General features: G+C 42.3%; 9 protein-coding genes. 8 read left to right on the top strand and 1 reads right to left on the bottom strand.

Going from position 1 to position 19,750, the window contains the following annotated elements:
• Position 1: 1 nt before the first annotated feature.
• The 5 genes from ACTJKG_RS06040 to ACTJKG_RS06020 all read left to right on the top strand — a co-directional run bounded on the left by ACTJKG_RS06040 (position 2) and on the right by ACTJKG_RS06020 (position 10,465).
• A complete protein-coding gene (locus ACTJKG_RS06040) occupies positions 2–1,078 on the top strand; it encodes an efflux RND transporter periplasmic adaptor subunit (RefSeq protein WP_440738634.1) in 1,077 nt (358 codons plus the stop codon).
• Entirely contained in the window at positions 1,075–4,131 is a 3,057-nt protein-coding gene (locus tag ACTJKG_RS06035) for an efflux RND transporter permease subunit (protein ID WP_440738633.1), read from the top strand. Before ACTJKG_RS06040 ends, ACTJKG_RS06035 begins: the two co-directional genes overlap by 4 nt.
• Before the next feature lie 342 nt (positions 4,132–4,473).
• Positions 4,474–7,500 (top strand): SusC/RagA family TonB-linked outer membrane protein, encoded by a 3,027-nt coding sequence (locus ACTJKG_RS06030; RefSeq protein WP_440738632.1) that lies wholly within the window; start codon positions 4,474–4,476, stop codon positions 7,498–7,500.
• A gap of 37 nt (positions 7,501–7,537) precedes the next feature.
• Entirely contained in the window at positions 7,538–9,082 is a 1,545-nt protein-coding gene (locus tag ACTJKG_RS06025; protein ID WP_440738631.1) for a RagB/SusD family nutrient uptake outer membrane protein, read from the top strand.
• A gap of 99 nt (positions 9,083–9,181) precedes the next feature.
• Complete coding sequence (locus ACTJKG_RS06020; RefSeq protein WP_172333216.1) at positions 9,182–10,465, top strand: glycoside hydrolase family 71/99-like protein; 1,284 nt, start codon at positions 9,182–9,184, stop codon at positions 10,463–10,465.
• A 68-nt stretch (positions 10,466–10,533) separates the two neighbouring features.
• On the opposite strand, the gene ACTJKG_RS06015 is transcribed toward ACTJKG_RS06020, so the two are convergent.
• Positions 10,534–13,143, bottom strand: a complete 2,610-nt coding sequence (locus tag ACTJKG_RS06015; protein WP_440738630.1) for a galactose oxidase — start codon at positions 13,141–13,143, stop codon at positions 10,534–10,536.
• A gap of 407 nt (positions 13,144–13,550) precedes the next feature.
• On the opposite strand from ACTJKG_RS06015, the gene ACTJKG_RS06010 reads away from it, so the two are divergent.
• The 3 genes from ACTJKG_RS06010 to ACTJKG_RS06000 are packed head-to-tail and all read left to right on the top strand — an operon-like array spanning position 13,551 to position 19,664.
• Positions 13,551–16,787, top strand: coding sequence for a SusC/RagA family TonB-linked outer membrane protein (locus tag ACTJKG_RS06010; protein WP_440738629.1), 3,237 nt, complete (start codon positions 13,551–13,553; stop codon positions 16,785–16,787).
• 4 nt (positions 16,788–16,791) lie between these two features.
• Positions 16,792–18,519, top strand: coding sequence for a SusD/RagB family nutrient-binding outer membrane lipoprotein (locus ACTJKG_RS06005; RefSeq protein WP_440738628.1), 1,728 nt, complete (start codon positions 16,792–16,794; stop codon positions 18,517–18,519).
• A gap of 14 nt (positions 18,520–18,533) precedes the next feature.
• On the top strand, positions 18,534–19,664 hold the full coding sequence (locus ACTJKG_RS06000) for a glycoside hydrolase family 99-like domain-containing protein (protein ID WP_172333220.1): 1,131 nt from the start codon (positions 18,534–18,536) through the stop codon (positions 19,662–19,664).
• The last annotated feature ends 86 nt before the right edge of the window (positions 19,665–19,750 follow it).

Below are 19,750 nucleotides of genomic sequence, written 5' to 3'. Positions count from 1 at the left end.
TATGAAAACCTTTAAATACACCAGTTTATTATTATGCATTCCTTTGATGTATGCCTGCAAATCGCACCCGGCATTCGTAAATAAAAATGAAGGAACTGATACTATCCCCGTGCAAACTCTACCACTAAAGCAACAGAATAATAATGCTGCTATGAATGTATCCGGGCAATTCACTACCGATGATGAAGTAATGCTATCTTTTAAAACAGGAGGGATTATTAATAGCCTCAATGTCAAAGAAGGCGATGCGGTAAAAAAAGGCCAGCTGCTAGCCACCCTAAATCTTACCGAAATTGATGCACAGGTACAACAGGCAAGTCTTTCTGTTGAAAAAGCACAGCGCGATTATCAGCGCACACAAAATTTGTATAAGGATAGTGTAGCCACGTTGGAGCAGCTACAAAATAGTAAAACCACGTTGCAACAGGCACAGCAGCAATGGAATATGGCTAAATACAATCGCCAATATTCAGAAATACACGCGCCCAAGGATGGTTATATATTACGTAAACTGGCTAATGCCGGGCAATTGGTAGCTGCAGGAACAGCCGTTTTGCAAACCAACGGCGCAGAAACCAGTAAATGGATATTACGTGTCGGTATTAGCGATAATGAATGGGCAAGACTGCAATTGAATGATCGTGCCCAGATTCAAACCACGGCATTACCTGGCCAAATGCTTCAGGGAGCAATCAGTCGTAAATCCGAAGGGGTTGATGCCGTTACCGGTACTTTTAGCGCCGATATTACGCTCGACGGTAAAAAAGTTAAAGGGATAGCGGCAGGTATGTTTGGTAAAGCCGTCATTACACCGTCGCGAACAACCATGGGTGGAAGTGAGTGGCAAATTCCTTACGAGGCATTGCTTGATGGAGATGGTACCGCCGGTTATGTATTTATTACCAACGATAATAAAACAGCGCACAAGGTAAAAGTAGCTATTGCCGGAATCAATAAAAACACGGTTACCATTAGTGCCGGGTTGGAAGATGCTAAAGCGCTGATTATTTCAGGTTCGGCTTATCTTACCGATAACGGTGCTATTGTTGTTCAATCACCTAAAACCGCAAGCAAATGAAAATATCAGAATATGCTGTAAAGAACAGCCAGTTTACGCTGGTGATCTTTATTATGATTATTGCTTTGGGGATAACCACCATGTTAAATATGCCCCGGTCGGAAGACCCCGAGATGCATCCGCCTGCTTTTTTGGTTATTGTTAATTATCCGGGAACAAGTCCGCGTGATATTGAAGATAGGGTGGTAACACCATTAGAAAAAACGATAGGAGGGTTAGATGATATTAAACGCATCCGTACCAATATCTCCAACGGGGTTGCTGTATTAAGGATTGAATATAAGTATAGTAGTAATATCGACTCTAAATACCAGGAGATAGTACGGGAGGTAAATAATAAACGAAGTGAGCTCCCCGCCGATATTACCAGTATTGAGATTCAAAAACAACAGCCAACCGATGTAAATGTATTACAGGTTGCCCTGGTATCAGAAAATGCTCCCCGTAGCTTATTGCAGCATTTTGCCGAGAAATTGCAGGACGAATTGGAAAAGGTATCTTCATTAAAACTGGTGTCTATCTTTGGTTTACCGGGGCAACAGGTTAGGATAGAACTTGATCTCGAAAAAATGGCTCAAATGCATTTACCTGTAAGTGCTGTAATTAACAGTTTACACAGTGAAATGGCCAGTGTTCCTGGTGGTAGTATCGATGCTGCCCATCTTACCTTTAATATTAAGAGTAATGATTATCGTACACTCGACGCGGTAAACAGTACGATTGTTTATGCTGCGAATGGTAAAAATATCCTACTAAAAGATATTGCCCACGTGTATTATGGCTATGGTGAAGAAAAGCATATCACCAGATTGAATGGGCATCGCTGTGTATTTGTAACCGCGGCCCAGAAGGATGGCGAAAATATCAATAAAACCCAGGCAGATTATAGTAAGGTGCTTGCTAGTTTCAAAAAGTTATTACCCGCCAATATCGATCTGGTACAAAATTTTGATCAGGCGGATAATGTAAGCAGGCGCTTAACCGGTTTGAGCCATGATTTTATTATCGCTATTTTACTAGTGGCTGTTACTTTGTTGCCTCTGGGTATCCGTCCGGCGATTATTGTGATGATCTCTATTCCGCTTTCACTTGCAATTGGCATTGTGCTTTTACAATTGTTTGGCTTTAATTTAAACCAGTTAAGTATTGTGGGTTTGGTGGTTGCTTTGGGACTTCTGGTTGATGACAGCATCGTGGTAGTAGAAAATATAGAGCGCTGGATGCTGGAAGGCCATAGCCGTTTGGAAGCGACCTTGAAGGCAACCGGTCAAATAGGGAAGGCCGTAGTGGGGTGTACCGTTATCCTAATCATCGCGTTTATGCCCTTGGTATTTTTACCCGAAGGATCGGGAGATTTTATCAGGTGTTTGCCATTGGCTGTTATTTTCTGTGTATTAGCATCTATGCTGGTATCCTTAACCATTATTCCGTTTTTATCAAGCAGGTTATTAAAAAATCATACCGGCAATCCCGAGGGAAACTTCCTGATGCGCGCTTTGAAAAGATTGATCCATGGAAGTTATGCCCGTTTGCTGGATAAAGCGCTTCAACGCCCATTTTTAACCATAAGTGTAGCGGTTGTTTTGTTTGTATCTGCCATCTATCTGTTTGGTGTTATTGGGTTCAGCCTATTCCCGTCGTCAGAAAAGCCGCAATTCCTGATCAATATTACTACGCCTAATCAATCCAATTTGCCTTATACAGATAGCGTTTCTCGGGAAATTGAAAAGCAGTTAAAAAAAGAACCGCTTATTCAATATTATGCTACTAACGTAGGGCATGGTAACCCACGTATTTACTATAATGTAAATGCAGAAAATAACCGTAGCGATTTTGCCCAGCTTTTTGTACAGCTCGACAACGATACCAAGCCCGATCAAAAATTAGCCTTAATTCAGCGCTTACAGCACAGATGGGCGCATTACCTGGGCGCCAAAGTGGAAGTGAAGAACTTTGAACAAGGGCCACCGGTGGTGGCCCCTATAGAAGTACGTTTGTTTGGCGATAATTTGGATACCCTGCGGGCTTACTCATTAAAGGTTGAACAATTGCTGCATCAAACAGCGGGAACCATGTATATCAACAATCCCGTAAGTTTATTAAAAAGTGATATACGGATAGCTGTAAACAAAGAAAAAGCGCAGCAACTGGGCGTAAATTCTTTAGCAGTAGATCAAATTGCAAGATTAGCGGTTACCGGTTTGGATATGGGAACATATTACAATAACGATAACAAATACGGTTATACCGTTTTACTTACCCGGATAAAAGAAGGTCGCCCAAGTATTGATGCTTTCAGGAACCTGTATGTAAATAATGCGCAGGGGAATGCTTTACCTCTAAAACAGGTTGCCGATCTGCAATTGGAAGCTTCGCCTGCGGTTATTAATCACCAGGAAAAAAAGCGGGTTGTATCCATACAGGCCAATGTGCAGAAAAGTTTTCTGGTTAGCCGTGTGATAGATGATGTAACTCAAAACATGGATAAGCTAAAGCTCCCTGCTGGTTACAGCTATGAAATGGGAGGTGAAGTAGAATCAAAAAACAATTCCTTTGGTGGTTTTATGAGTATTATCCTGGTTACGGTGTTTGTATTTATCGCTGTTCTTGTACTGTTATTTAAAACATTTAAAAGTACGCTGATCATCCTTTCGGTGATACCATTAGGAGTAGTAGGAGCGGCGGTAGCGCTTTGGGTTACGGGTAATTCTTTATCATTTGTGGCTATCATCGGGTTAATAGCCCTGGCTGGGATCGAAGTAAAGAACACGATTCTGCTGGTAGATTTTACCAACCAGTTAAGGCAGCAAGGTAAGGGATTGCAGGATGCTATCCGCGAAGCTGGTGAGGTGCGGTTTTTACCTATTGTATTGACATCTCTTACCGCGATAGGCGGGCTGATCCCAATTGCCACATCCACCAATCCTTTAATATCCCCATTGGCTATAGTGCTTATCGGTGGATTAATAAGTTCTACGTTGCTATCCCGGATCGTAACACCGATTGTTTACGAACTGATCCCACCGGCGATAGATGGGGTTAAAGACAAATAGATCTGAAGATAAATAAATCTGAAAGCTAATGAGGGTACAATAGTCAAAACTATTGTGCCCTTTGTCGTTTCATATCTCTTTTTATCTAAACAGGTTTGATCGCGAAGCTTTATCGCCGATAGTTTCTTACAAAAATAGAACGATAGGTTAATGCCCGGCAGAAGCCTTTAAAGTAAATTCTAAATTTATTATTGATATAAATATTTGAATTTAAGTGCGTTGTGTTTATTGCTTTTCTGTTATCGCTACATTAATCTGTTATTAAGATTTTATTAATGCCCGAGAGGTTATTTACTCCCAGTTAAATAAACCAATTTTCTATAACCCAAATTTCAATAGAGCATGAAAAGATTTTTATGTATGCTGTTGGTATGTTGTATAACATGGAGCAGTTATGCCACGGCCACACATTTAAAAAGTAATAAATATACCATAGCAGCTTCGCCTGTCAGCGGTAAGGTTAAGGACAGTAAAGGCGTACCGCTACCCGGTGTATCGGTAAAAATAGAGGGAAGCAATACTGTGGCTTTAACCGATGTAAATGGGGGTTTTAAGATAGATGCGCCAGCTGGTGCTACGTTATTATTCACCTATGTGGGTTTCGAAGACCAGAAAGTTGTTTTGAATGGCCAAACTACTTTGGATATTACCCTGGCAGAGAAAACCATAGGCTTAAATGAGGTAGTAGCCGTAGGTTACGGTATTCAACAAAAAAGAGACGTGACCGGAGCGACCAGTACGGTTACATCTAAAGAGATAGCTAAGCGGCCCCTGGTTAGGGTTGAACAAGCCTTGCAAGGTACTACCGCAGGCGTAACCGTATCCAGTAACAGCGGTCAGCCCGGTACAGGCTTGAGTGTGAAAATACGCGGAGCCAACTCTATCACCGGCTCTACAGAACCTTTGTACGTTATAGATGGGTATGTCGGAGGTAATATCGAATCTATAAGCCCGAGTGATATTCAGTCACTGGAGATATTGAAAGATGCATCCGCGACAGCTATTTACGGGTCACGAGGTGCCAATGGCGTGGTTTTGATCACTACCAAAACCGGTAAAATAGGCAAGCCGGTTATCAACATCAACACCTGGGTTAGTAAGGCAAGTGTTCCCAAAGAACTTGACCTGATGAATGCCTACGATTTTGCCCGGACGGTAAACGCACAATTTGCTACAACAGGAAACCCTCCCGCGTTTTCTGATGACGCTTTGAATAATTTTAAAAACAATCCGGGTACCGACTGGCAAAAAGCAGTACAGCAAAAGCCCTGGATAAGGAGTTACCAGGGTGATATATCAGGTGGTGGCGAAAATGTGAATTACCTGGTATCATTCAATCATCTTGATCAGCCGGGTTTGATCCTGAACCAGTATTACAAAAGAACCACACTGCGTGCCAACCTGGGTATCAAATTGAACGATAGGATGGACCTTAAAGTAAACCTGACCGCTTTATTACCACAAGGTCGTAACACCGGTTATTCGGGAGATATCACTGATCCGTTTGCGCAGGCTACCCAGTGGGATCCTACATCGCCCATACGTGATGCCAATGGTAATTATATTTTACGGGCACAATATGGGTCCATTCAAATAAATCCTGTGGCCCAGGCTAATAACCAGTTGGTTGATGTAAATACTACCAATATCACAGGTACCGGTGTGTTTACTTACCGCATCACCAACGATCTGACGCTTACATCTAATAATACCTATGAAAATCAATCACAGTTAACCCAAACGCTGTATGGGCCACAAACTGGCTTAGGTTTGGCCAATGGTGATTATGCTGCCGCGGCAACCGGCCGGTACCGTGCTTATCAAACCAGTGATTTCTTAACATACAAGAAAAAACTGGGTGATCATTCATTAACGGTTACCGCACTGTATGAGTTTCAGAATCATCAGAACACCAATATTAATGCGCAATCAAAAAATCTGTCAACTTATGCATTGGGTTATTATAACCTGGGTTTAGGTACCACCCAGCTCACCACATCTGGTTATTACCAGGACGCCTTGCAATCATTCATGGGTAGAGTAAATTATACTTATAAAGATAAGTATCTGCTGACTGCCAGTTTACGTTCCGATGGTTCGTCGCACCTTGTTCAAAAATATAGTACTTTCCCTTCTGTAGCTTTGGGCTGGAATGCAGCCCGGGAAAGTTTTGTTGAAAAATGGAACGTTTTCTCCGACTTGAAATTACGTGCAAGCTGGGGTAAAACCGGTAACCAGGCCGTAGCTCCCTATGCTACTATACCGCAGTACGTAACAGGTGGACCGGCCTATTATTTTGATGGCACAACCTCATCTATCACGACACCATTAGGCACACCGGTATCTAACACGCTGAAATGGGAAACTACTACTACCACGGATGCTGGTTTAGATATGTCGTTTTTTAAGGGCCGTTTAACATTTACGGTTGATGCTTATCATAAAAAAATCAGCAATTTGTTGTACGCCAAACAAGTGCCGTCCTATGATGGCGGTGGCACCTATCTGGCTAATATAGGCAGTTTGGACAATAAGGGTATCGAGTTTGCCTTAGGCGGAACTCCCTTAGCCGGTAAAGTGCATTGGTCAACTAACTTTACTATTTCCTTTAATAAAAATAGGATAACCAGTTTAGGTGGCGATGATAATATTGTGGTAAATAACATCGGTTCGGCACAAACTGGTGTATCCATATTAAAAGTGGGCATGCCATTGGGCGAGTTTTATGGCTATCAATTTTTAGGTACCTGGAAAACAAACGAAGCTGCACAAGCTGCACAATTTGGTATGAAACCAGGGGATGCCAAATACACCGATGTTAATGGAGATCATAAATATACTGGCGCCGATTTGATGCCTATTGGTAATGGTACACCTAAGTACAGTTTTGGCTTTATTAATGATGTAAGCTATGGTAATTTTACCTTAAGCTTTATGTTCCAGGGAACGCATGGCAACCAGATCTATAGTGGTACCATTCCTTATACTTTAGGCGGTTTAGGTGATGCCCGTAATGCTACATCAACAACGGCATTAAATATCTGGACACCGACAAATCAAACGGACAACCCCACATTCAGTAGTACCAGCCAGAACTTTATCAACAGCAGTCGCTTTGTTTATAATGCAAGCTATATCAAGCTCAAAAACCTGTCATTAGGCTACACTATACCTACCAACGTTTTAAGTCGCGCAGGATTTAAAAGTGTTGAAGTTTATGTGAGCGGACAGAATATCTGGACGATCACCAAATACCCGGGTTATGATCCGGAAGTTTCTAACTCAACCAATGCTATTACGCAAGGCTTGGAAACAGGTGTTATACCCAACCCCAAGACCTATACATTGGGTTTAAGAGCCACTTTATAATTCACTAACCAATTGCTTTCTATATAAATTATAAAAGATGAAAACAAGATATTCCATAACGGTAGTTTTATTTTTGGCGACATCCATATTCGGATGCAAAAAACAGCTTACCGAAGATCCCAAAGGTAATCTTACACCGCTTAATTACCTCAAAACACAGGCAGACCTGGATGCGGCTGTAGCATCTATTTATGCCAAATATGCGGTGGATGGCGCTTATGCATTTACCAATAAAAGTACTTCCTATTTCGGAGCCGACGATTTAACAACCGATCCCGGACTTAATAAGGGTGATATGCGAGCCTTTGATCAACTAAACGGCAGCAGCACCAACTCCAGTATGCTGGCTCAATGGAATGGCCCGTGGACGGCCATTTACCAGGCTAATAACGTAATTACCAATTACGCACAGGTAAATTCAACTGATGACCTGAAGCGTAAGGCGGCAGGACAAGCTTACTTTTTGCGCGCCTGGGGATATTACAACCTGGTGCGTACCTTTGGCGGTGTTCCTTTGGTTGATAAGTTGATCTCTGTGAACGACAGGCCACCACGTGCTAGCGTAGGCGATATCTATAATCTGATTGTAAGCGATCTAAAGATAGCGAAAAGCTGGTTGCCGGTTAGTTACAACGATCCTAAACAGATAGGAAGGGCTAACCAAATGGCTGCCAGGGCTATGCTTGCTGATGTATATTTAACTATGGCCGGCTGGCCACTAAAGCAAACAGCCAATTATGCCTTGGCAGCGTCTGAGGCTGATACTGTTATCCGATCCGGCGGCTATACGTTGATGAGCAACTATGCATCTGTGTTTACAACAAACAATAACTCCGAGTCTGTATTCGGGTTGCAGTTTAATGTCGGTGGTAGTTCACCAAATCGTACTTACGGAGCATCAAGTGTACCTTTAGATGAAGTGGCTGCCGATGGCTCAAGTGGCTGGGATGATTATTACCCCGAAATAAACTTCTTCCTTAACGCACCCAAGTGTGTCCGTACTGATGCTACTTTTTATACCACGCTTAAATTAAGACAGGGATCCGGTAGCAACGTTACCTTTAAATTGGTGCCATGGAACTCATCCGAAACGCATGCTGGTCACCCATATTACAAAAAATTCAGGACAGCATTGGGCGATGGGGTAGTTGAAACGGCAACCACACTGCAATCCATCAACCCAAGTACTAATAAAACAACAGATATTATCAGATACCCGTTAGTATTGCTGGATTATGCCGAAGCACAAGCCATGTCAGCCGGTGGGCCTTCAGCGGCAGCGTATGCAGCAATTAATCAGGTAAGAACAAGAGCCGGTTTGTCTAATCTGCAAACGGGATTGTCAGCGGCTGATTTTCAAAAAGCCGTAGTTAATGAACGCGCCTATGAATTTGCAGGTGAATTTGGCATACGTTGGTTTGATATTGTGCGCCTGCAATTGCTATCAGAAGTTATAGCAGCACGTGCCAGTAATGAGAACCCGATTAATTTTACCGGCGATATCACTCAGCGTTACCTGGCGCCAATACCTCAAAACGATATGTATATCAATTCATCCTGGTCACAAAATCCGGGTTATTGATCACGCAAATCTTATCACTATAAAAAATGCTTGTTCGTGCGAAAACATGGACAAGCATTTTGAATACTAAAACAATAACCTAATAAACCTCATACAATTATGAAAAAAATACCCTTTGTAGTCATGTGTTTTTTAATGTTAAATGTAGCCGTCTACGCGCAAAGTAGGCATTCAAAAGTTACTCGTTATCCTACTTATCATGGTCTGGTGATGGCCGGCTACCAGGGTTGGTTTAGGGCCGAGGGTGATGGCACAAAATCGGCTTTCAGTCACTATTTTGCATCTGAAAGCCATTGCGGTGTTGATGCCTGGCCCGATGTAACCGAATATATCAATACTTATACCACACCATTTAAGCTTGCCGATGGCAGTAACGCCAAGTTATTTAGCTCTCATGATAAAAGTACAGTTGATCTGCATTTTAAATGGATGCAGCAATATGGTGTTGATGGTGTTTTTATGCAGCGTTTCATGGGCTATGCCAAAAACGTAAAAGATCGTCGTGAAACAGGTGTGGTTATTAAGAATGCGCTGGATGCCGCTTCAAAATATAACAGAGCCATTGCTATTATGTATGATCTTTCTGGACTTAATGCTACCGGCGAAGATTGTTCGGCTATTATAGCCGACTGGAAATACCTGGTTGATTCGTTAAAGGTGACCAACCAGCCCGGTAATAAAACATATCTGAATAACAATGGTAAACCTGTAGTGGCTATCTGGGGCCTTGGCTTTCCGGACAGGCCGTATAATACCCGCAATATTGGTATCCTGAAGTTGATAGATTTTTTGAAGAATGATCCGGTTTATGGTGGTTGCGCGGTGATGCTGGGTGTGCCAACTTTTTGGCGAGATCTGAATGCCGACTGTTTGAACGACCCTTTCTTGCATGAGGTAATCAAACAAGCAGATATCGTTTTACCCTGGACAGTACAGCGTTTTTCGCCCTTACTGCATAACGATATGGATCGCTACCGCGACTTGATGATGGGTGATATGCAATGGTGCAAAGCCAATCATTTAGAGTATGTACCCTGTGTTTATCCTGGCTTTAGCTGGCATAACCTCAGTACCTATGAGTTTCCGGATGATGTAAAACCTGTAGCATCTATACCAAGGCAGGGAGGACGCTTTTATTGGCAGCAGATATCTACCGCTTTGCAGGCCGGTGCATCCATGCTTTATGTAGCGATGTTTGATGAGGTTAATGAAGGTACCGCGATATTTAAAGTAACTGATAAACCACCTGTAAGTAACAGTGCCAAATTTATTGATATGGATGGCAAACCCAGCGATCATTATTTATGGCTAACCGGCGAAGCCGCTAAAATGTTGCGTAATGAAAAGCCGTTAAGCTATACCATGCCAGTACGCGCTAATTAATCATTACACCCCAAAGATTAATTAATAATGTTTGATAAATGATACTGCCAAAGCAGTATCATTTATCATTACGTAACTATCGAATGAAAATCCTTCTTAAATTCTTCGCCATACAGGGCTAAATATTCTTTATTGAAAGCTTGAAAGGTAGATTTGGCCAAGGAGTGTTTACCGAGGAACGATAGGGCTTTACACTTCATGGTCATAGCTTCTTCATTCACCAAGTCAAAATTAAATATGCAATTAGCCAGTTTGATCTGCATTTCCGGGTCGTTTTCCAGGTTTATCTGGCTTGCATATTGCAGCAGGATATCAATAATTTCGTTAGATAGATCAGATTTGATCTGGTCAAGCCATGGGTAATCAGCGCTGGGTAAAAAGCCGCCGCGTTGTGTAATTTCTATCAGCGCTGTTATTTTTTCCTCATTTATCGGTTTGCGATTAGCCATTAACTGCAAATAGTTATAGTAATCCACGTAAACCTCATTAAAATCAATTTCTATTTTCCAGTTACCGGTTTCTTTTGATAGGTGCACATACTCCATTTGGGTTAATAGGCTCCTGAGTTTGGATAAATTTGCCGAGCGGTTATTTTTTGCGCTGTTTTCCGATTTATCAAACCAAAGCAGTTCAATCAGTTTCTCAGGACTAATACCCCGACCAGATCTTAAACTATAAATCAAAATAACCAAGAATAGCTCTTTTATCAGCGAGGTAAACTGCCCTGTAATATCATCGCCTTTAAGGGTATAAAGTTTTAGGTCACCAAAAAGCAGGATGGTTCTTTGTGGGGGTGTAGTAATACCTGTCGCGGTAATTTCCTGAAGCAGCTTCGTAGGTGCTAAGTATTCTTCTGAATTAACTTTTCCGGTTGTATCCGAAATCTCCGGCTGTAATATGGATTTGCGTCGTTTATAATAAACAAAGCCGGCCACCGCGATGATGATCGATAAGAACCCGGCTATATAGTATTTGATACCGGATTTATTTGTTGGCAGAACTATGGCCAGCGGTTGCGCATCAGGAGGACTCGACAGCGTGAAAACACTCACGGTGGATACATTATCCATAGACCGGGCTAATGTCAGGGCAACAAATTGCTGCGTTAAAGGACTATAGTACAAATTGGCGAACGCATGTGTATCAAAAAAACTGAAGGGTATTTTACTGCTGATAGTGTGGTAGGAGGGCTGGTTCAATGAACCGATCATCAGTTGAAGATAGGTGTTATATTTATGGTTGGAGAAGGCCAGTGCCGTATAGGTTTGCGCTTTTTCGTCGATGATCATGGAGTTGGCCAGGGCAAAATCTTCATCAGGCGTTTTAAGGGTATAGATCTTTTTAAAAGTTTTGGCTTTTACGTCATATTTTACCAGGTCGTAAATATTCTTTGGGTTTAACATTTGCTGACCACTTAAACTGCCATACCCACCTAAAAAGTAAGCGTAGCGACCACTGTCTGTAACTCCGCAAGCAGCCAAATAACGAGGGCAAAAGCTGTCGCCCCCGGTATTTACCTCAGCCCATTTCCCCGTGGGGATATGATAGCGGTGTACATTATTTTTATAGGTAAGCTGCCCGTATCCGGCAACTACATATAAGGAGGTATCAGCAACAGAAAAAAAATTATTGGCGTGCCAGTAATCAATGATGGGAAAATAGGGTTCGTCCCTGTTCCAGATATGCGTATTGAAATTATAGGTTGCTACAGTGGCATTTTTGCGGTCGATATAGTAATTATACAGCCTGTGGTCATATATGTTATATACCGACTCATTACTGGGTTTGAGGTTAAACCGGCCATTAGCATAGGCAGCCGCGGTTTGTTTACCGTTTTTAACCGAAATGCTCCACAAAGAGTCGCTGCCTATCACATACACTTCGGCAGTTAACGGATTAAAGGCCATGCTGGCCATACCCTGTGCCTTTACGGTTCTTATCTGCGCCCAGTTGTGGTGCTGGGCCCTGATCCAAAGCGGGTGATTTATAATGCCTTGCTGATTGTTTAATATATCATGCGCTATATATCCTTGCGCCTCATTTAAGGGCCAGTGAAAGCGAGGTTCGCCACCAACATCGATCCTGATATCCCTGAGCTTGAATGGGGGAGCGTCGGTGGTTTTAAAATTAGGATAGTTATTAATACCGAAGCATAGTTTATAAATGTCCTTTTTATTAAGGTGAGCATTAGGTTCTACATATGTATGTCCATTTACATTAAGCAATAGTTGATCATGATCAATATCAAACTCCAGCACCACTTTACTCCATTGGCTTAATAGTCGCTTTTGGGGGATATCAAATCCAATTTTAGTGAAACGATCGTCAACTACTAATTTAAAGTGATTATGGTCTGTGTCAGGACCATCTTCCACCATATCCCTTTTGTTATAAATGAGATCAATATTGCGGTTGCTGTTTTCGATGATACGAAAGATATATCCGAAATAATCGATCTGATCAGGTAAAAAAGAGATCTCAAAAGATAACCGGAAGTTTTGTGTGGGGGTAAATCCTTGTCCGGGGAAAAGATCAAGGCTGGTACGTTGATCGGCTACTACCTCATGACTGTAAAAGCCTAAACCATAAGATTGTTGCCCCCAGATTTTTAAGTGGCAAAGTATAATTATTAAGAAACAGGAAATGGTAAACTTATAGCAATAAGAGGGGAGTTTCATTAATAACTATATTAACAATTTTAATTGGTTTATTAAATTTTTCCTTAAAGTTTAAGTCAGATAAAATGACCTTCCCTTAGGTTTAGATATCGCAGAATCTATATACTCAAAATTAAAAGTATAAACTCACAATCACAACGTAGCGAACATATTTACAATAATGGCAATTTAATACATCCGGTACACTAACATGCGCTTATTATCAGTGAGTTATATTGTTTGATTAATGTTTGTTGAGGTTTTAAATTCTGGCTTTGTGTTGTAACGTGTTGATTGCCTTTGTTTTATGTAAAGTGAAATATTATTGTGATTTTTTGCTGGTTAAGGAATGTTTAAGGTTTCATTAAGGATTGCGGTTTATTTAGCGACACCAATTAGTCCAATTTTAAACCTATTAAATCTTAAACATGAAGAAACTTTTATGTATTCTGTGTTTAACATGGTCTGCGTTAAGCAGTTTTGCACAAAGCCATGTTATTAAAGGAAAGGTGATTGATGAAACCGGGGTTCCCTTGCCCGGGGTTACTGTCACCCTCAAACAAACCCAACGCCGTACGGCATCCGATAAAGACGGTATTTACGCCATTGATTTGGGAACTCTTAACAATAATGTGCTGGTATTTTCATTTGTAGGTTACCAGACCCAGGAAGTAAGTATTACTGGGAAAACGGTAATTGACATTAAGCTGCTGCCCGATTCCAAAGATCTCAGCGAGGTGGTGATCAGCGCGCTAAACATTCCCCGGGCAAAAAAATCATTAGGTGTTGCGCAACAAAGTGTAAACGTAAACGAGATGACAGAGGCTCGCGCGGGCAATATTGCCGATCTGCTTGACGGCAAGGTTTCCGGGTTACAGATATCAACCAGTGGCCAGCCGACGGGATCAACAAGGGTACAGATTCGTGGTGCTAATTCCATTACAGGTAATAACCAGCCGTTGTGGGTGGTTGACGGCGTCCCTATCGACAACAATGACTCCAATGGCCAGGTAGGTAACCTTGACTATGGCAATAATGCAGCCGACCTTAACCCCGATGACATTGAAAGCATCGAGGTGCTGAAAGGCCCGAATGCCGCGGCGCTTTATGGTTCAAAAGCCGCTAACGGAGCTATTTTGGTCACCACAAAAAAAGGCAAGAAAAATGCTGGCATGGGCATTTCAGTGAACAGCAACTACATGGCGTCAAGGGTATTGCAGTTTCCCGAATTTCAGAATGTTTACGGCGAAGGGGGGAACGGCCGGTTATCAGGTACGTTGGTAGGGCCATTAGGATCTGGTGTGATACAAGCCGGTACTGGTGGCGGTCGTAACTGGGGGGTACCCATGCTGGGGCAACCATATTTAACTTTTGACGGTAAACAAACCACCTACTCGCCAAATCCAGAAACGGTTACCGGGTTGTATAAGGTGGGAGTAGCATCATCACAAAACGTGGCTTTCAGTAACGCTACTGATAATTCAGCTATTCGTTTTTCTTATACCCGGTATGATGCTAATGATGTGGTGCAAAAGCAAAACCAGGTGGCTAAGAATAATTTTCAGTTAAGTACCAGCAAAGATTTTACCCCATTTATTAAGATCGAAACACGCCTGCAATATATACAGGAAAGGGTAACCAACCGTACTTATCGTAATGAGGATCCGGCAAACCCACTAAATTATCTGATCAACGCGGTAACCAGCATACCATTGAGCAGCTTGATCCCCTGGAAAGATGCCAATGGAAATGCTTTTAACGGAGGTGGTAACGGAGGGATTGAAAATCCATATTGGGATATCAATGAGAATGGTAACCAGGATGTGCACAATACCATTATCGGCGGGGTAACTGCTACGGTTAAGATTTTTAAAGATCTGCAATTTCGCGCACAGCAATCAGGTAATTTATTGTGGGGCAACCGGTATACTTTTATTCAGAAAGGCTCACTGTCCAACATTAACGGATCATATAACGAATTTCAGCAAAATAATAGGGTATGGAATACCGAAGGCTTGTTGATGTACAATAAACGGATCTCCGATTTTTCGATTGTAGCTAATGTGGGTGGCAACCTACGCAAAACAGATTATTACAATACCAGCGCTGGTACATCATCGCTGGCGGTTCATGATGTTCGCAGTTTGGCCAATACTACCAGTATTATTACGGCTAATGAATCTTTTTTAAGATCTCAGGTAAACTCCGTATATGGCACCGCCAATTTGGGGTATAAGGACTTTCTTTATCTTGACCTGACCGGCAGAAACGATTGGTCGTCAACGCTGCCTCCTGCAAACGCATCGTTCTTTTATCCATCGGCAAGCGCCAGCTTTGTATTTACGGAGCTTTGGAAAGGTATATCACCTAACTTTTTGAATTTTGGTAAAATTAGGGCGTCTATAGCACGTGTGGGTAATGACACAAGTCCGTACAATTTGTATAACGCTTTTGTAAACTCAGGCAACTTTAACGGTATTAATTATATGACGTTTGAGTCGCAACTAAAAAACAAAAACCTGAAACCGGAGCTCACTACCTCAACCGAATTGGGGCTGGAGCTGCACTTTATGAATAATCGCCTTAGCATTGATGCCGATGTTTATAAATCAAAAACTATAAACCAATTGCTTACCGGTAACACTCCACCCGAGTTTGGTTTTACTACGCAAATATTAAATGCCGGCGAGATTCAAAATAAGGGTGTGGAAGTTACGCTCACCGGAACCCCCATCCGCACCAAAAACTTTAGCTGGGATGCTACCTACAACTTCTCGCTCAACCGGAACCTGGTTAAGTCTTTAACTCCGGGTATACCATCTGTATACCTGGGTGGAGCGGTTACTGCAGGTGTTTATGCCGAGGTTGGTAAACCCATAGGTGTAATCAGGGCGCAGGATCAGGCTTATTCGTCTGATGGTTATGCTATCATTAATCCCACTACCGGAATACCTTATTTTACTACTATAAATCCTATTGTAGGCTACGCAAGTCCGCGTGCTTTGATGTCATTTGGATCAAATTTTAGATATAAGAATTTCTCGTTTAACTTCCTGGTGTCAAGCCGTATCGGTGGTTCATTATTTTCCGGAACGGGATATCGTTACTTCATATCTGGTGTGGCGACACAAACGTTGGGCGGACGTGATGCCTGGCTATTTAGCGATGGCGTGTTAGGTGAAAATGCCAACGAGCAAACGGGTATAACCAGTATATATAACCTGCCATATCTGGCAGCTGGTCGTGTAAAAGGTTCCATTTACCCTGGTTACTATCCTGTATTGGGTAGTAACGGACAGCCTATTGTGGATGCCAACGGTAATTACGTAGCTAACTTGTCAGCACCAAATACCAAATATATCTCGCCACAAACGTATTGGCAACAAACTAATCATATATCGCATCTATACACCTATGATGCCTCCTATGTGAAGTTATCGCAAGTAATTGTGGGCTACTCATTGCCGGCAAGACTGCTTAAGGGTATGCCGTTCCGATTGGCGACGCTGTCATTAGTAGGGCGTAACTTGTGGACAATCTTCCAGAAAACGCCGCGCGGTATCGATCCGGAATCCGCTGCTTATTCGGGCAATGCCCAGGGACTTGAAGTGGGTGGATCGCTTCCTTATGCAACCTATGGTGCCGACTTAAAATTTTCGCTATAAAATCATGAAAAAGATCATCATATATTTAACGGTATTACTTGTTGCCTTTACCGTATCCTGTACCAAGGATTTTACCAAAATCAATACAAACCCTGCCAGTTTCACATCAGCAGCACCCGAAGCTGTTTTAACCAGTGCCTTTGTAAATACTATCAATAAGTTTGAATCCAATAATGTGGTTTATCTATGGGAATATTCCCATTTGATCGATCCTGTTGGTCGCTATATTGGTGGTGATGATGGTGGTGGCGCCACCTGGACCTTATTTTATGCCAATGTATTAGGTTCTACACGTCAGCTAAAAAAACTATACCAGGGCAATCCGGCCTATACCAATCGCATGGCTATCACCGATATATGGGAATGTTATGTATACACTTACCTAGTGGGTTGTTATGGCCCGATACCCTATGATAATGCAGGTAAAACAGACAACACCGATGTGGAATACAACGATGAAAATAGTATTTATACTTCGCTGCTTGCCCGTCTTAAAGCTGATGCTGCAACCATCAACACCTCCGGAGATAAATTTAATCCGGATGTGATATACAACGGCGATATGACCAAATGGATAAAATTTGCCAATACCCTACGCTTACGGATAGCTTTAACGGTACAAAATAATCTGCCCGATGTGGCTGCTGCTAACATCAAAGAACTGATGGGTAATGAAAGCACGCTGATTAGTTCAGAGGCTGATGATCCTAAACTAACCTATGGCACAGCTACAGGTAGCCAATCGCCTTATAACGTGATGTTGGTTCAGGGCACATCTTATCAAGGTACGGCTACGCCCGTTATGAGCGATTATGTGTTCACTTATTTCCGTTCCTATCATGATCCGCGTCTGGATGCTTATTTTAACAAGGCTGCAACACCTTTTAATATCCAGGATACGCTGACCAGTAAAAATGACAACCTGCATTATGTGGTTATTTATCCTATTCCGCACCTGGGGCAACCCAAATCACCCGCGCTATTAAGCCAATGGGGACTTCAAAATCCGCCTTTTGCCGGGTCTACGGTGCCGGTTAACTTTAGCACGCTGCCAGCAGCATTGACGGCTGCAACCAGGCCGTTTTATATGATGACCTATGCCGAGGTTTGCTTTATGAAAGCCGAAGCAGCCCAGCGCGGATACGGAGGCTCGCAAACCGCCGAGCAGTATTACTATGCTGGCATCAACGCTAACTTTGCCTTTTGGGGATTAACACCAGCTCAGGCTGCCGCCTACCAGGCGCAGGATGGTATTAAATGGAATACCGCGGGTAAAGGGTTTAACTATGATCTGGGTTTTATCAATACCAGTATTCCCGCCGATAACCTGACCAAAATATGGATACAGGAGTGGATAAACTTTTTTGACGATGAAGCTTTTGAGGCCTGGGTATTACAGCGTCGCACACGCAATTTAGTGCTGCCACCGCATACCAATCCAGGTAGCGTTAACGTCCTTACAACTTACTCTAACCTGAACGATCGTTGGTCTTATCCTATAAAGAATGAAGTGCAGAATAATCCAATAGGTTATGCCAACGGTGTAAAGTTACTGGGGGGGGGCGGCGATTATGTATTTACTCCCTTGAAGATAGAACCACAGTACACTCCAACTGATTGGACGAAGGCGCATGCGTTTGTAGATCTGAGTTTTGTGCAAAAATGGTATGGCAACAACATTGAAGATCTTACCGCGGCAGGTATCAAATACACTGTACTATCTACTTACTAATCAATGATAATAAAATGAAAAAGAGACACATATATCGCTACAGTCTGCTGCTATTGTTAATATCGGCAGGGTTATTTTCCTGTAAAAAAAACGATCCCAGTGTAAAAGATAATTTTTTAAACTATCAGATACCCGATGTTCCTGTAACTTCCAATTATACGGTAGGGGCGTTCTATTACACCTTTACTACACTTAATGCCAATGTTACGCAGATACCAACGGTTGGCAAATATGGCTATACCAACGGCTTGCCGCCTGCCGGAATAATGCAGCAACATATAGCCGATGCGGGAATAGCTAAAATTGATTATTTTATATTTTCGGTACGCTCTCCTACATTGGATAACAAAAACTACCTGGTTGATTCAACCACAGTGAACGCATTTTTAACAGCTCCAAACAGTGCGGGCATAAACTTTGCACTTTCCTATAACCTCAATACGGGGCTGCTGGGTATTACCAATTCTGGTGGTACTACGGGTAATGGCGTAACCATCGAAACTGACCCGGTAAAACTGGCTGCATTTTATAATGATTTTAAAAGGTTGGCCTTTTTTCTTGGCAAAACTAATTATCAAAAAGTTAACGGAAAATATCTGCTGATCATCAACAATGCGCAGGATCTGAATTCCAAAGATAACGTGGCTTTGTATAAACAACTCCGGGTTAATTTATCGATCTTGGGTTTTGATCTGTACATCGTAGGGATGCAAAACCGATGGTCGCCGCCTGAGCGTTATTATTATCGTTTTCAAAACTGTACGGATGCTATGTATGAGGCCAACATGGGTGATGTGGCTGGAGATAATGACCGTTATTGGAATTTTCCCCAATATACCGATCAGAACTGGGCTTACTGGAAAAAGACCATCGAGGCCTGGAACATGGAATTTGTGCCTTGCGTAATGGGCGGTTACAATTACCAGATCAATAATCCAACTACCAATCAGCTCAGCGTTCAACGTACCGCTGATGGTAGCTGGTACAAAACATTTACCAATGTAGCCAAACGTAACGCCTCTAAGAGCAGGCTCATTTTTGTCGACTCGTTCAATAATTTCTCGGTCGATTCGCAAATTGAACCCACACAAGCTTACGGTAACACTTACCTGGATATTACTCGAAAGGCTTTTAAATTGAACTAAAATAAAGCAAGAAGCAGGCATGCTATTAGCATGTCTGCTTCTTGCTCATAGCATCCGGAGAGCTGCAATAACATTAATATATCTAC

Origin of the sequence: Mucilaginibacter sp. 22184, assembly GCF_052045695.1 — a bacterium.
Taxonomy (GTDB): Bacteria; Bacteroidota; Bacteroidia; order Sphingobacteriales; family Sphingobacteriaceae; genus Mucilaginibacter.
This window is presented reverse-complemented; position numbering and strand designations above follow the sequence as displayed.